This window comes from Bradyrhizobium sp. LjRoot220 (genome assembly GCF_964252915.1).
Lineage (GTDB): Bacteria > Pseudomonadota > Alphaproteobacteria > Rhizobiales > Xanthobacteraceae > Bradyrhizobium.
This window is the reverse complement of the sequence record NZ_CAXUPS020000003.1, coordinates 91,411-103,909: the sequence shown is the minus strand read 5'-3', so window position 1 is coordinate 103,909 and position 12,499 is coordinate 91,411. Positions and strand designations below refer to the sequence as shown.

The following is a 12,499-nucleotide window of genomic DNA, read 5'->3' as shown; positions in this document are numbered from 1 at the left end:
TCGCCCGCGTCTTGAAGGATTTATATCCATGATACGGTCGCCCGGCACGGCCGGCTTCGAAAGCCGCCCTGCGCCAGTTGCTTCCGCCCGGCTGACCAACGCCATCGCCGCCTCGCTGGCGATCGGTGCGCTGTCGCTTTGCCTCGTCGTCACACTGACAGTGCTCTCGATCAAGGCGACCATGGCCATGCCGTTTCCAGGATAATTTCAGCGTTTTCCGTTTGCACCTTTGGCAAAACCAACGCGCGATGACCGGCATCGCGAGCGGAGCATGATGAAGACACCTGTCGGACTTGTGACCGCGGCCCTGACGGCAGCAATCCTGCTGACCGCGACCTTGGTGATTGCCACCGGCACGCGCGGCGAGGAGACGGAGTTTCCCTCGTCCGCGGGCGCCCTCGCAGTGCGGACCTTCGCCAGGGGCCTCGTCAATCCATGGTCGCTGGCGTTGCTGCCCGACGGGCGGATGCTGGTGACCGAGCGACCGGGGCGCATCCGCATCGTGTCGGCGGAAGGACAATTGTCGCCGCCGCTCAAGGGCGTGCCTGACGTATGGGCGTCCGGCCAGGGCGGCCTGCTCGACATCGCGATCGACAAATCCTACGCGCAAAACAAGACGATCTATTTCTGCTTTGCCGAGCGAACCAGCGGCGGCGGCCGCACGGCGATCGCGCGCGCCAAACTGAACGACGGCGGCGGCCGCCTCGATGAAACCAAAATCATCTTCCGCCAGGAAGGACCGCTGTCATCGGGCAATCATTATGGCTGCCGCATCGCCCAGGCCGACGACGGCAATCTGTTCGTGACACTGGGCGATCATTATGCCCATCGCAATCAGGCCCAGGACCTCGGCAATCATCTCGGCAAGGTGATCCGGATTACACCGGATGGATCGGCCGCGGCCGGAAACCCGTTCATCGGCCGCACCGGCGCCAAGCCGGAAATCTGGAGCTACGGCCACCGCAACGGACAGGGCCTCGCGATCAACCCGGCGTCGGGCGAGGTCTGGGAGGCCGAGCACGGCCCGCGCGGCGGCGACGAGATCAACGTCATCGGCAAGGGCAAGAACTACGGCTGGCCGGTGATCGGCTTCGGCATCGATTACAGCGGCGCCAAGATCCACGAAGGCACCGCCAAGGACGGCATGGAGCAGCCGGCCAAATACTGGGTGCCGTCGATCTCCCCGTCCGGCATGCTGTTCTATACCGGCAAGCTGTTTCCAAAATGGTCCGGCAGCCTGTTCACCGGCGCGCTGTCCGGCAGCATGCTGGTGCGACTGTCGCTGAACGGCAACAGCGTCGCGAGCGAAGAGCGCCTGTTGCAAAATCTGCACGAGCGGATTCGCGATGTCAGGCAAGGCACGGACGGCGCCCTGTGGCTGCTGACCGACAGCTCCAACGGACGGATCCTGCGGGTGACGCCTGCCGCAAAGTGACGGTCCGCAAGGATAACGGGCAAGAATAGCTGACAAGAATAGTTCACAACAAGAATTGCTGAAATGAACGCGTGAACGGGAAGCTGCGACTACAGGGAAGTCCGACAGTTTCCGGGTATCCACGCATGAACCGGCGCCAGTTTGTTTTCGCCATGTCAGGAGCCGTCACACTGCTCGCCGCCACGCAGCCCGGCCGCGCGGAATGCGGCGGCGTGAGCATCCGGGAATTTGTCGAAACCACCTATTACAAGCAGGCGCGGCTGCTCGCCGCCAAGACCCCGCTCAGCAACGAAGACTTCTACGCGCTATTCTCGCCCGGCATGCGCCGGCTGATGCACGCGCCGCGGCAATATCCCAAGAACCAGACGATGGGTCCGCTGCTCAATGCCTTCTTCGGCTGGGGCGTGCTGCCGGGCGCCGAGATCAGGGTCGGCAAGGTCGAGCGCCATTCCGGCGAAGAGGATCTGGGACCGGCCACCATCCGCGTCGAGATCGAGTATCGCGGCGAGCCGCACAAGATCCTCGTTCACGTCGTCGGCCCCGGCGAGGATTGGCGTATCGCCAATATCATCTACGATTCCGGCAAGAGCCTGATTGAGCATTACCGCTCGATCACCGGCGGCTGAGCGCTTTCTGGTTTTGACGCGCTTTCTCGAAAACGCTTTGTTCAGCCCCATTTATGAAAGATCAAAAACGCCCCGGCGGCGATGCAGAAAAAGCCCAAAGCGTGATTCCACGCCAGCGGCTCTTTCAAATACAGCGTCGAGAATCCGGCAAACACCACCAGCGTGATCACTTCCTGCATGGTCTTGAGCTGGGCTGCCGAATACACCGCGCTGCCCCAGCGGTTGGCCGGCACCGCCAGCCAGTATTCGAAGAACGCGATCCCCCAACTCGCCAGCACGACCAGCACCAGCGGGCTGTGCTTGAATTTGAGATGGCCGTACCAGGCAAAGGTCATGAAGACGTTGGAGATAAACAGCATCAGGATCGGCAGGATCTGCGGGGAGACGGTCGGCATCATGTCCTCATGAATTTCGTGCGCTGATAGCCGGGCGCGGACCCGGTTCCAAGTGTTTTGAATATCATTTGAATTCAAAAACGCGAAAGCTCTGCGGGCCCGCGCAACGTCGTCTTAAGGACAGGAAAAGAAAAGCCACCACAGCCCGAAACATCCGTCACACTGCGTGCCTTATTCTCGACGCACCGAGAACGGCCTCGATAATGGCCGCTCGATCAACGCCTTGGGAGGCAGCGAGAACGGGCATGCAGTTCGACTGGCGCGCCATCTTCGGTCCGGCCCTGACGACAGCGACGGCGCTCGCCGCCTTCCTCGTCGACCGCTATGTCGTTGCCGTCCCCAACCCTGCACCGCTGTTCGTCTGCATCGTGGCATTGGCCAGCTCCATCAGCGGCCTCGCCTCCGGCCTGACCAGCGCCGCGATTGCCGTGGTCTCCTCGGCGTTGTTCTTCCTCAATCATCGCGCCGCGCCGGGCTACGACACCTCCGACCTAATGCGCATGCTGCTGCTGGCGGCAACCGCCGTCGGCACCGCCGTGATCACCGGGCTGCTGCGGCAGAAATGGATCGACGCCTTCGCCTGGGAGCAGAAGCATCATGCCACCGCGATGCGGCTGTCGGCGGCGCTCGACCAGTTCGATATCGGCATCGTGCTGCTCGATTCCGACACCCGCGCCGAATTCATCAACCGCGCGTTTCGCGATTATTTTTCACTGTCCGACGAACAGGCCGATTCCAAGCCGCCGTTCATCGCGCTGATGTATCACGGCCGCGACACCGGTGCTTACGAGCTGCCGGAAGACGAATTGAGCCTCTTCATCGCGCAGCGCATCGAGATGATGCGGGCCGGCGATTCCACACCGATCAACATCAAGCTTGCCCACGGACAGGTGCTCCGCTTCAGCTGCACCGCGTTGCCGGATGGCGGGCGCATGCTGAGCTATACGCCGGTCACCGACTTGGTGCGCCATACCGACGACATCGGCAATGCCGACTATTACCGCGCGCTGCGCGGCGGCAGCGACCGCAGCCTGGCCCGGCACCTGCGCGCCGCCGAGTAGAAGCAGCGACGCTGCCAGACCCCTCCCCGATTGATCCGTTGCGGTGGCGCCTGTAGGCTGATGTTGTCAGCCAGCGCGCCGACGACGCGGTCCCCTTCCCGAACACGGAAACAAACATGCCCGGCGATGTCACGATTCGCTTTGTCACCCGACAGGACTACGCAAAATGGCTGCCCTTGTGGGACGGCTACAACGCGTTCTACGAGCGGACCGGACCGACCGCACTCGACCCCGCCATCACCGCGATGACATGGGCGCGCTTCTTCGACGCCTATGAGCCGGTGCACGCTTTGGTGGCCGAGCGCGACGGCGAACTGCTCGGGCTGGCGCATTACCTGCTTCACCGCTCTACCACGGCAATCGAGCCGACGGTCTACATGCAGGATCTCTTCACCAGCCAGGCCGCACGCGGCAAGGGCGTCGGCCGCGCGCTGATCGACGGCGTCTACGAACAGGCCAAGCTGGCGGGATCGCCGCGGGTGTACTGGTTCACCTACAACACCAACCACACCGCGATGCAGCTCTACGACAAGATGGCGGAGAAGACCGGCATTGTGGTCTATCGCAAGGTGTTCTGAAGCGTTCCCCGGATGCCGCGCAGCACCACGAGCGCGTTTACGCGCGTCTTCGACGCGCTATGGTGATGCGCTGCTGATCCGGGGTCCATCTACGGGCCGGAGCGATGGGTCCCCCGATGCGCAATTGCGCATCTGAGCTCTGCGGAGCAGCGCGAGGCGCGCTGCACCCGCGTCCGGGACACGAGCACATTTCGAGAGCCTGTGGATAAATCCTGTTGTCACCGGGGCGTAATAAAGCCCGGCTAGGTTGCGCCTGCGTTTGATCAGGCCCCCCGTCTCGGATCACGCGCCCCAAGCGGCCCCCGTCAGTCGCCGCGTCTGACCGGGGCCGCCTCTTTTTTTGCAGCGCACTTTTTTGCCCGACCGCTGAGCTACGCTCTTCCTGCTGTTCAGCCATGCCGCGCGAGGTATGACCGCACCTTGCGGGGTTAGGGTGCGCGGGCCACAATACGGTTTCGGCTCGCGCTCGCTTCCCACAGGATCAATCCATGCAAATTCGCAATCTCGGCAGTTCCGGCCTGCGCGTATCCGCCGTCGGCCTCGGCTGCAACAATTTCGGCCAGCGCACCGATCTCGAAACCTCGCGCAAGGTGATCCACAAGGCGATCGACCTCGGCATCACCCTGTTCGACACCGCCGACATCTATTCCGGGATGGGCGGCTCGGAGACGATACTGGGCACGGTGCTCGGCGACCGCCGCAAGGACATCGTGCTGGCGACGAAATATTCCAAGCCGATGAGCAAGGACGGCACCAAGCAGGGCGCCTCGCGCCGCTACATCATGTCCGCGGTCGAGGCCAGCCTGACGCGGCTGAAGACCGACTACATCGATCTCTACCAGCAGCACGATTACGATCCCTTGACGCCGATCGAGGAGACCATGCGGGCGCTCGACGATCTCGTGCGCCAGGGCAAGGTCCGCTACATCGGCAATTCGAATTTTCCGGCGTGGCGCATCGCCGAGGCCGAACTGGTCGCGCGGCAGATGAACGTCAACCGCTTCGTCTCCTGCCAGGACGAGTACAGCCTGGTGGTGCGCGACATCGAAAAGGATCTGCTGCCGGCCGCGCAGGAATACAAGCTCGGCCTGCTGCCGTTCTTCCCGCTGGCGAGCGGGCTTTTAACCGGCAAATACCAGCGCGGCGCCGCGGCACCCGACGACACGCGCTTTGCCAAGGCGCCGGCGCTGAAGGAGCGCTACGTCACGCCGCGCAATGAAGACATCGTCGAGAAGCTGCAGGCCTTCGCCGACAAAAGCGGCCACAGCATGCTCGAACTCGCCTTCTCCTGGCTCGCCTCGCGCCCGCAAGTATCCAGCGTCATCGCCGGCGCCACCCGGGTCGAACAGGTCGAGCAGAACGTGAAAGCGATCAACTGGGAGCTGAGTGCGCAGGAGATCGCGGAGATCGATGCGATTACGAAGTAGTGTTCGTTGCTCCGAAGAAGGATGTCGTCCCGGCGAACGCCGGGACCCATAGCCACCGGCGGTAATTGGTTTGCTCGCTGGTCGTTATCTTCCTTTTCCAACAACGCCGGCCGCGGCGTATGGGTCCCGGCTCAAGGCCGGGACGACATTCACCCCACCAGCCCCTTCAACGGCCTCACCGAGCCACTGTCCGGAAACACCGTCGCCGCCAGCACGCGCTCGGCCAGGCCGAACTGATCCTGCAGCACGCCTTTCATGATGGCGCGGAGGTCCGTGGTCGGGGCGAGGTCGCGGGCCTGGTAGAGATTGGCGGGTTTCAGCCCGGGCCAATCCGTGATCACCCGGCCGCCCTTCACCGCGCCGCCGGCGAGCAGCGCCACGGTGCCGGTGCCGTGGTCGGTGCCTGCGGTGCCGTTGATGCGCGCGGTGCGGCCGAACTCGGTGACGACAACGACAACCGTGTCGCGCCAGCGCGGGCCCAGCCCGTTTTCGAATTCGGCCAGCGCGCCGTCGAGGCCCGACAACAGCTGCGCCAGACGGCCGACCGGGCCGCCCTCGTTGGCGTGGGTGTCCCAGCCGTCAAAGGCGAGCGCGCCGATCCGCGGGCCGTCGTCGGCGGCCATCAGCTTGGCGGCGCCGTTGGTGCCGGGCTTCGGCCTCATGTCATCGCCTTGCGCGGCCTTGTCGAGCGCGAGGCCCTGCGTCAACGCCGCCGCCAGCGCGGGATCGCGCTGACGATAGAGTTCGACGAGGCGCATTGCGGTATCCTCGCCGGCCTGCGGCAGCGCCACCGGGGTCCAGCTGACGGTCGGCGCCGCACCACGCAGCACCAAAGGCGTGGTCGGCCCGACGCCGAGCGCGCTCGTCACGCGTTCGCCCTTCGGCAACGATTCCAGCGCGCGGTTGAGCCAGCCGGATTGCACCCGGCCGGGACCGGCAAAGCCGCTTTCGAGCACGTCCTGTCCGTCGAAATGCGAGCGCTCGCGATAGGAGGTCGCCACCGCATGAACCACGGCGGCTTTCTTTTCGCGGTACATCCGCGCGAACTCAGGCATCGCCGGATGCAGCGCGAAGAAGGAATCCAGCATCAGCGCCGCGTTCGGCCCGCCCGACGTCAGCGCGATCGATCCGTGCAGGCCGGCATAATCGGGGTCGCCGATCGGGGCTACGGTCGCAAGACCATCCAGCGCGCCGCGCAGGATGACGACGACCAGCCGCGGATCGCGGCCGTCGGCGGCGCGGGCGAATTTCGGCAAATAGGCCCAGGCGGCAAAGGAAGCACCGCCAAGCAGCACGGCGCGGCGCGAGGTGGCGGCTGACGAGAGGCTTTCGCAGCAATTCAGCTTCGTTTCCATTGGCGTCATCTCCTCTGGAATTCCGGCGACATCAACAGCAAGGCCAGTGCCTGCTGCCGCGATTCGGCGCGCTCGACCGTGCGCCGCGTTTCCGCCGACGCCGCATCCGCGGCGACCAGTTCGAGCAGGTCGCGCGGATCGATGGTGTCGGCGAGGCGCGAGGCAATCTGCGCCGAAATATCGAGCCGCAGCTTCATGCCTTCGGGCGCCGCCCATACCGCGTTGGTATCCGAAAAACCGTTCGGGCCGGCAGGCGCCCATAATGGCTGGCCCAGCACGTTGAGGCCGTTGAGATAGCGGCCGGGATCGCCGGGGATTTGCGCCAGCAAGCGGCCGCTGGCAACCAGGAATTCATAAGGTGAGCGCACCTTGGTCAGTGGTGTCTTCCAGGCCTCGTCGGAATCGACCAGCGCCGTCGCGAGCGCCTTGAGATCGCCGTCGGTCTTGCCGAACACATCGGCCAACCGCGCCACCAGCGCCGGCGGCGGATCGTCGGCGACGAAGTGGCGGGCGAATTTGGTGGCGATGAACTTTGCGGTCGAGGGATGGCGCGCGATATCTGCCAGCACCGCCTCGCCCTGCGCCGCGCCATTGGACTCGTAGATCTTTCCCATCACGCGCTGCGCGCCGGGCTGATGCGCATTGGCGTTGAACACGAAGGTGCCGGGCGCGCCGAGCTGCCCCTGCCGTCCGGCATAGGTCCATCCCGTGATGACGCGCGCCAGCGAGGTCACGTCGTCCTGCGAATAGCCGCCGCCGACCCCGAGCGTATGCAATTCCAGGATTTCGCGCGCGAGATTTTCATTCAGGCCGCGGTTGCGGTTTTTTCCGGCGCGCGAATCCGGGCCCAGCGATTGCTGGTTGTCGAGAAAGAACAGCATCGCCGGATGCTGCTCGACCGCCTTCAGCATGTCAGCGAAACGCCCGAGCACAAAGGGCCGGATCGCTTCGCGCTCGAACGAGCCCGCCCACATCCGCGCCAGCCCGCCCTTGTTGGCGGAAATGCAGAAATGATTGGACCAGAACACGACCAGGCGCTCGGTGAATCCGCAATCGGCGATGATGCCGCGTTGCAGCCGCGCCAGCGCCTCGGCACGAAACGTCTTCTGGATGATGTTGAGCGGTTGCGGCGGCGGTTTTGGCGCCGCGGGCGGCGTCGTCTCGGGAGACATTGCGGCGGGCGACGCGTTCGGCGCGGCGCCGCCTTCAGGCGGCTTTGCCGGCGGCTCCCTCGGTGCCATGTCCATGGCGATGCTGTTGAGCGACAGGCTTCGCCGTGGCCCTTTCGCGTCAACAGGCGCTTGCGGCCCCTCCGTCGCAGCTGACGGCGCGGACGGCTTGGCCGGTGATTTCGAAGCGGCGTCGCGGGCCTGCTGGATCTCGAACTGATAGTCGAACACCGCCTTGCCGAGCGCCGCCGTCGACTGCAGGCCGGGAACTTCGAGCAGCACGCCGCTCGGCCGGTTCATTTCCGCCTTGACGAAGCCGCGGGGATCGGAAGCCGCGTTGACGAAATCGCCGGATGCGCCGCCGCGGGCGCCTAGTCCGAAGCGATTGAGCGCCACCAATGCGGCTTGCGAATCGCGGCTCATCGGATTTCCCTCACGCTGTCCCCGATGTATGATTTGCCGGCAAGCATAACGCCTTTCGGGATGAACCCCGAATTAAAACCCGGTCAGAAAACAGCCCGTTTCATGACAAATCGGCCAGAAAATTCTCCCACGCGCCGCCTCGCCTGCGCCGGCTGCGGCACTGAATTCAGTTGCAACCTGTCCGGGCCGTGCTGGTGCAGCGAGGAAGCTTTCCGCATGCCGATGCCGCTGGACGGCAGCGATTGCCTGTGTCCGGATTGCCTGCGCCAGGCGGCCGCACGCGCCTCGAGCACGGTCGCGACGTGACCGGCATTTGGGACGTCCGGGCCGTGCTGCTCGACATGGATGGAACGCTGCTCGACACCGAGCGGGTTTATTTCGACAGCCTCGTCGCGGCGCTTGGTGCCTACGGTTACACCGACGACGTCGAGACGCTCTGCCATGCGATGGTCGGCCTGCCCGGTCCGGATTGCGAAGCCATGCTCCATGCGCGCTATGGCGAGAGCTTTCCATTGGTTGACGTCAACAGGGCGTTCCTTGCGCGGCGGGACGAAACTCTTCAAGCAGGCCTGCCGCTGAAGCGTGGCGCCGTCGAACTGCTGGATACGCTGCAGAATAGCAAATGCCCGATGGCGATCGTGACCTCGTCGTCACGGCGAACGACCGAGGCGCATCTGACGCTCGCCGGCATCCGCGACCGTTTTGAAACCATCCTGACCCGCGACGACGTCGCGCGCGGCAAGCCGAGCCCGGACCTGTATCTGCTGGCTGCGTCAAGACTCGGCTTGAGCCCGGAATTCTGCGTCGCCGTCGAAGACTCCAATCACGGCGTCACGGCGGCGCATGCTGCCGGCACCATCACGATCATGGTGCCGGACATGGCGCCGCCGACCGACGAATCGCGCGCGCGATGCGCGGCGGTGGTGGATGATCTTGGCGCGGTCGTGGAAATGCTGCGAACGCGCGGTGGGTTTGCGCGCCGTTCGTCGTGACCGTCATTGCGAGGAGCACTTGCGACGAAGCAATCCATTCATCCTCTTGGAGGCTACGGATTGCTTCGCGGAGCCTATCATTGGGCGCACATTCGCGCGACCCGGTGGCTCGCCATGACGGAAGCGTTACTCCGCCGGCCCCGCGAATAGCAACAAATTGCCGTCCGGGTCTTTCAGAATAAAATCCCGCGCACCCCAGGGCTCGCGCTTGAGTGTCTGGAAGAACGAGACGCCTGCCGTCTGAAACTCGAGGAAGAGTTGCTTGATCTCTTCCGCCGTCGCGACGGTGAGCGACGCAGCGAGCAGTTGCTCGCGGTCGCGCAGATCGGGGTCCATCACCGCCCCCTCGACGCAACGCAAATTGAGCCTCGCCCCATCACGCAAAACTTGCGCGTAGAACGGCGGCTCGCCGTAGGTGAACGCGACAGTGAAGCCGAGCTTGCCGGTAAAGAAATCGCAGGAAGTTTTGATATCGGCGACGAAGAGTTGCGGTTCGGCGGCGGCGATAACAGCTTTGGTGGCGATGGTGCCTGCATGATCTGACATGGTGTCGAGTCCTGTCTTGAGCGCCTGCCAGCTCTCGAAGCCATGCTGCCGCGCGACCAGTTCCTGCGCGTCGCTGAGCTTGAAGCTTTGCGCAAGAATTTCGGAATCGGTCATCTGGCCATAGCGAGGCAGGCCCGACCTGATCTGCGCCGCGACCGGATAGTAACGGTCACGATGCCAGCGCAGAACGAGCTTGGCCTGCTTCCTGAGGTTTTCGAGATTCGGCATGGGCGCGGCTACGGTTGACGTTACGTAGGTGGGCATTGCCCCTTCGGCGAAAGCCGATGCGCCCTACATGCAGCCCGGGAAGAATGACGGAGACGCCCGGCTTCTGTCAAGCGTGTCCCTTTCTCGTCATACTCCGCGAAAGCGGGGCATCCAGTACGCCGTGGCGGCCGCGTGAATCACGACCGCCTGCGCTTACTGGATCATCCGCCTGCGCGGATGATGACGGTGGAGCTACCGCACCACTGCCGCGGTCTGGCCGAACAGCACCCGGCGCTCTTCCTCGGTGCGGTTCACCGGCTGGCCGAAATTCGGATTGACCTCTTTCGCCAGCGCGTAGGCGCGCTCGGTTGCGGGCCGCGCGCGGATGGTCTCCAGCCAGCGCTTCAGATGCGGGAAATCGTCGATGTTCTGGTCCTGGTTCTTGTAGGGCACGATCCAGGGATAGCTCGCCATGTCAGCGATCGAGTAATCGCCGGCGATGAATTCGCGGTCGGCGAGGCGCTTGTTGAGCACGCCGTAGAGCCGGTTGGTCTCGTTCACGTAGCGGTCGATGGCGTATTTGATCTTTTCCTCGGCGTAGTTGCGGAAGTGATGGTTCTGCCCGGCCATCGGCCCGAGTCCACCCATCTGCCAGAACGTCCATTGGATCACATCAAAGCGGCCGTAGAGATCGGCGGGCAGGAATTTTCCGGTCTTCTCCGCCAGGTACAACAGCATCGCGCCGGATTCGAACACTGAGATCGGCTTAGCCCCGCCCTTCGGCTCATGATCGACCAGCGCGGGAATCCGGTTGTTCGGCGCGATCGCCAGAAATTCCGGCTTGAACTGTTCGCCCTTGCCGATCTGCACCGGGAAAATTTTGTACTTCAGCCCGGTCTCTTCGAGGAACATCGTGATCTTGTGGCCGTTCGGCGTGGTCCAGTAATGAAGGTCGATCATGGGCACGGTCCCGCTGAGCAAATTTGCACGCATCGCAAAAGGATGCGGATGCATGAATGTGGTCGGGTCGTGCCGTGAAGTCAATGCAATTGGGCCTGCGCGCGCGAATGTGATGGCGCGCCGAAGTTCCTTGCGCGCGAAGCGATTCAGCCTGCCCGCCCATGCTCCCGCAAAAATCTTTCGCCGCCTTCGGTGATCGCGACTTTGACACCAAGGCCTTCGACCGGCTGGCGTGCGACATAGCCGCGATCGACCGCGTCTTCCCAAATCGTCAGCCGCGGGCATGAGGTGCGCCAGGTCTCGATTACCTCGGAATAGAGTCTCGGCTCGCGCGCCACCCATTCAACGAGATCGAGCACCAGCGCGTCTGTCGTCTCGGTCATTGGGACCTGCTCCGTTAGATATCGACTAGAAGGCCAATGCGCTGGAACGCGTGACCAGCAGCCAGCTGCCATAGAGGATGTAATAGCTGGCAACCGTGGTGATCAGCCGTCCCGCCCAGGTGCGAAACTGCGCATCGCTCATCGCCTCCAAAATCCGCCGCGCCAGCGTGGTGCCGAGCATCGAGGCCGCGATCGCGACCGCCGCCAAAACCGGATCGAGCGTCGCGGCCTGGTCGATGATGCCGCCGAAATAGACCAGCTTGACGAGGTGGCTCGCGACCTGGCAGGTCGCCTTGGTCGCCACGATCTCGCGGCGGTCGAATTTGCCGCCGAGAAAGAACGTATCCATCAAGGGGCCGGACACGCCGGTCATCAGCATCAGGCCCATGCAGATGAAGCCGTAGAAACTGCCCTGCCAGATGCTGTCCGGGTTCGGCTTCAGCCCCGTCGGCATCAGCCGTGCCATGAACGGCGTAACCCCGAGCAGCAGCAGCGCGATCGCCTTGTCCGGCACATAACGGGTCAGCGACCAGAGCCCGAGCGCCAGCGCGCAGCCGATCAGATAGACCAACACCGGCCGCCAGCGGATATGCTTGCGCCACAGCAGTGCGCGCCAGCCATTGGACGCCATCTGCGTGATCGCATGCAGCACCATCGCCGTCGGCAGCGGCATCAGCGCGAGCAGCACACCGATCAGGATCATGCCGCCGGCCATGCCGAACAGGCCCGACAGGAAAGCTGTCGCGACCATCAACAGGCCCAAAGCTGCGATCAAAAGCAGCGTCATTGCAATCTCCGCCAGTGCAGCGATTCTGATCGTGTCAGAACCGATGCTCTGCTCCTTTTGATTTGACGCGTTTTCTTCACGCGAACCGGACTCCACTTCGCTCGAAAACGCCATGTTATTGTTTTGCCGCGCTTGGACGGCGCGTGCAAACTGAG

General features: G+C 63.8%; 14 protein-coding genes. 7 read left to right on the top strand and 7 right to left on the bottom strand.

Going from position 1 to position 12,499, the window contains the following annotated elements; genetic code table 11:
* The first annotated feature begins 28 nt into the window (after nt 1-28).
* The 3 genes from ACSQ84_RS14590 (at nt 29) to ACSQ84_RS14580 (ending at nt 2,061) form a co-directional block, all read left to right on the top strand.
* A complete protein-coding gene (locus ACSQ84_RS14590; RefSeq protein WP_436212384.1) occupies nt 29-205 on the top strand; it encodes a hypothetical protein in 177 nt (58 codons plus the stop codon).
* Between the two features lie 69 nt (nt 206-274).
* A complete protein-coding gene (locus ACSQ84_RS14585) occupies nt 275-1,435 on the top strand; it encodes a PQQ-dependent sugar dehydrogenase (protein ID WP_436213078.1) in 1,161 nt (386 codons plus the stop codon).
* A 125-nt stretch (nt 1,436-1,560) separates the two neighbouring features.
* Nucleotides 1,561-2,061: a hypothetical protein gene (locus ACSQ84_RS14580; protein WP_436212383.1), complete on the top strand. Its 501-nt coding sequence runs from the start codon at nt 1,561-1,563 to the stop codon at nt 2,059-2,061.
* A gap of 41 nt (nt 2,062-2,102) precedes the next feature.
* Here the strand turns inward: ACSQ84_RS14580 and ACSQ84_RS14575 are convergent, their stop codons facing one another.
* The gene (locus ACSQ84_RS14575; protein ID WP_436212382.1) at nt 2,103-2,456 is read right to left on the bottom strand and encodes a DMT family protein; all 354 of its coding nucleotides are present in this window, start codon (nt 2,454-2,456) and stop codon (nt 2,103-2,105) included.
* A 245-nt stretch (nt 2,457-2,701) separates the two neighbouring features.
* On the opposite strand from ACSQ84_RS14575, the gene ACSQ84_RS14570 reads away from it, so the two are divergent.
* The 3 genes from ACSQ84_RS14570 to ACSQ84_RS14560 all read left to right on the top strand — a co-directional run bounded on the left by ACSQ84_RS14570 (nt 2,702) and on the right by ACSQ84_RS14560 (nt 5,522).
* Nucleotides 2,702-3,517 carry a PAS-domain containing protein gene (locus ACSQ84_RS14570; RefSeq protein ID WP_436212381.1) on the top strand — a complete coding sequence of 272 codons (816 nt, stop codon included), beginning with the start codon at nt 2,702-2,704 and terminating at the stop codon, nt 3,515-3,517.
* A gap of 116 nt (nt 3,518-3,633) precedes the next feature.
* Nucleotides 3,634-4,095 (top strand): N-acetyltransferase family protein, encoded by a 462-nt coding sequence (locus ACSQ84_RS14565; protein ID WP_436212380.1) that lies wholly within the window; start codon nt 3,634-3,636, stop codon nt 4,093-4,095.
* 488 nt (nt 4,096-4,583) lie between these two features.
* Nucleotides 4,584-5,522: an aldo/keto reductase gene (locus ACSQ84_RS14560; protein ID WP_436212379.1), complete on the top strand. Its 939-nt coding sequence runs from the start codon at nt 4,584-4,586 to the stop codon at nt 5,520-5,522.
* 149 nt (nt 5,523-5,671) lie between these two features.
* Here ACSQ84_RS14560 and ACSQ84_RS14555 read toward each other — a convergent pair whose 3' ends face one another.
* Nucleotides 5,672-6,877 carry a DUF1501 domain-containing protein gene (locus ACSQ84_RS14555; RefSeq protein WP_436212378.1) on the bottom strand — a complete coding sequence of 402 codons (1,206 nt, stop codon included), beginning with the start codon at nt 6,875-6,877 and terminating at the stop codon, nt 5,672-5,674.
* Between the two features lie 5 nt (nt 6,878-6,882).
* A complete protein-coding gene (locus tag ACSQ84_RS14550) occupies nt 6,883-8,469 on the bottom strand; it encodes a DUF1800 family protein (RefSeq protein WP_436212377.1) in 1,587 nt (528 codons plus the stop codon).
* Nucleotides 8,470-8,771: 302 nt separating this feature from the next.
* Here ACSQ84_RS14550 and ACSQ84_RS14545 point away from each other — a divergent pair, with 302 nt between their 5' ends.
* A complete protein-coding gene (locus ACSQ84_RS14545; protein ID WP_436213077.1) occupies nt 8,772-9,461 on the top strand; it encodes an HAD family hydrolase in 690 nt (229 codons plus the stop codon).
* Nucleotides 9,462-9,587: 126 nt separating this feature from the next.
* On the opposite strand, the gene ACSQ84_RS14540 is transcribed toward ACSQ84_RS14545, so the two are convergent.
* The 4 genes from ACSQ84_RS14540 to ACSQ84_RS14525 form a co-directional block, all read right to left on the bottom strand.
* On the bottom strand, nt 9,588-10,235 hold the full coding sequence (locus ACSQ84_RS14540) for a VOC family protein (RefSeq protein WP_436213076.1): 648 nt from the start codon (nt 10,233-10,235) through the stop codon (nt 9,588-9,590).
* A gap of 231 nt (nt 10,236-10,466) precedes the next feature.
* Nucleotides 10,467-11,174 carry a glutathione binding-like protein gene (locus ACSQ84_RS14535; RefSeq protein WP_436212376.1) on the bottom strand — a complete coding sequence of 236 codons (708 nt, stop codon included), beginning with the start codon at nt 11,172-11,174 and terminating at the stop codon, nt 10,467-10,469.
* A 146-nt stretch (nt 11,175-11,320) separates the two neighbouring features.
* Nucleotides 11,321-11,557, bottom strand: coding sequence for a hypothetical protein (locus ACSQ84_RS14530; protein WP_436212375.1), 237 nt, complete (start codon nt 11,555-11,557; stop codon nt 11,321-11,323).
* Nucleotides 11,558-11,582: 25 nt separating this feature from the next.
* The gene (locus tag ACSQ84_RS14525) at nt 11,583-12,344 is read right to left on the bottom strand and encodes a sulfite exporter TauE/SafE family protein (RefSeq protein ID WP_436212374.1); all 762 of its coding nucleotides are present in this window, start codon (nt 12,342-12,344) and stop codon (nt 11,583-11,585) included.
* Between the last annotated feature and the right edge of the window lie 155 nt (nt 12,345-12,499).

What these genes read in the sequence shown, in the direction of transcription:
- ACSQ84_RS14570 (WP_436212381.1), top strand. Translation starts at nt 2,702, where the DNA reads ATGCAGTTCGACTGGCGCGCCATCTTCGGTCCGGCCCTGACGACAGCG.
- ACSQ84_RS14525 (WP_436212374.1), bottom strand. Translation starts at nt 12,344, where the DNA reads ATGACGCTGCTTTTGATCGCAGCTTTGGGCCTGTTGATGGTCGCGACA.
- ACSQ84_RS14550 (WP_436212377.1), bottom strand. Translation starts at nt 8,469, where the DNA reads ATGAGCCGCGATTCGCAAGCCGCATTGGTGGCGCTCAATCGCTTCGGA.
- ACSQ84_RS14535 (WP_436212376.1), bottom strand. Translation starts at nt 11,174, where the DNA reads ATGATCGACCTTCATTACTGGACCACGCCGAACGGCCACAAGATCACG.
- ACSQ84_RS14565 (WP_436212380.1), top strand. Translation starts at nt 3,634, where the DNA reads ATGCCCGGCGATGTCACGATTCGCTTTGTCACCCGACAGGACTACGCA.
- ACSQ84_RS14560 (WP_436212379.1), top strand. Translation starts at nt 4,584, where the DNA reads ATGCAAATTCGCAATCTCGGCAGTTCCGGCCTGCGCGTATCCGCCGTC.
- ACSQ84_RS14555 (WP_436212378.1), bottom strand. Translation starts at nt 6,877, where the DNA reads ATGGAAACGAAGCTGAATTGCTGCGAAAGCCTCTCGTCAGCCGCCACC.
- ACSQ84_RS14585 (WP_436213078.1), top strand. Translation starts at nt 275, where the DNA reads ATGAAGACACCTGTCGGACTTGTGACCGCGGCCCTGACGGCAGCAATC.
- ACSQ84_RS14580 (WP_436212383.1), top strand. Translation starts at nt 1,561, where the DNA reads ATGAACCGGCGCCAGTTTGTTTTCGCCATGTCAGGAGCCGTCACACTG.
- ACSQ84_RS14530 (WP_436212375.1), bottom strand. Translation starts at nt 11,557, where the DNA reads ATGACCGAGACGACAGACGCGCTGGTGCTCGATCTCGTTGAATGGGTG.
- ACSQ84_RS14575 (WP_436212382.1), bottom strand. Translation starts at nt 2,456, where the DNA reads ATGCCGACCGTCTCCCCGCAGATCCTGCCGATCCTGATGCTGTTTATC.
- ACSQ84_RS14540 (WP_436213076.1), bottom strand. Translation starts at nt 10,235, where the DNA reads ATGCCGAATCTCGAAAACCTCAGGAAGCAGGCCAAGCTCGTTCTGCGC.
- ACSQ84_RS14590 (WP_436212384.1), top strand. Translation starts at nt 29, where the DNA reads ATGATACGGTCGCCCGGCACGGCCGGCTTCGAAAGCCGCCCTGCGCCA.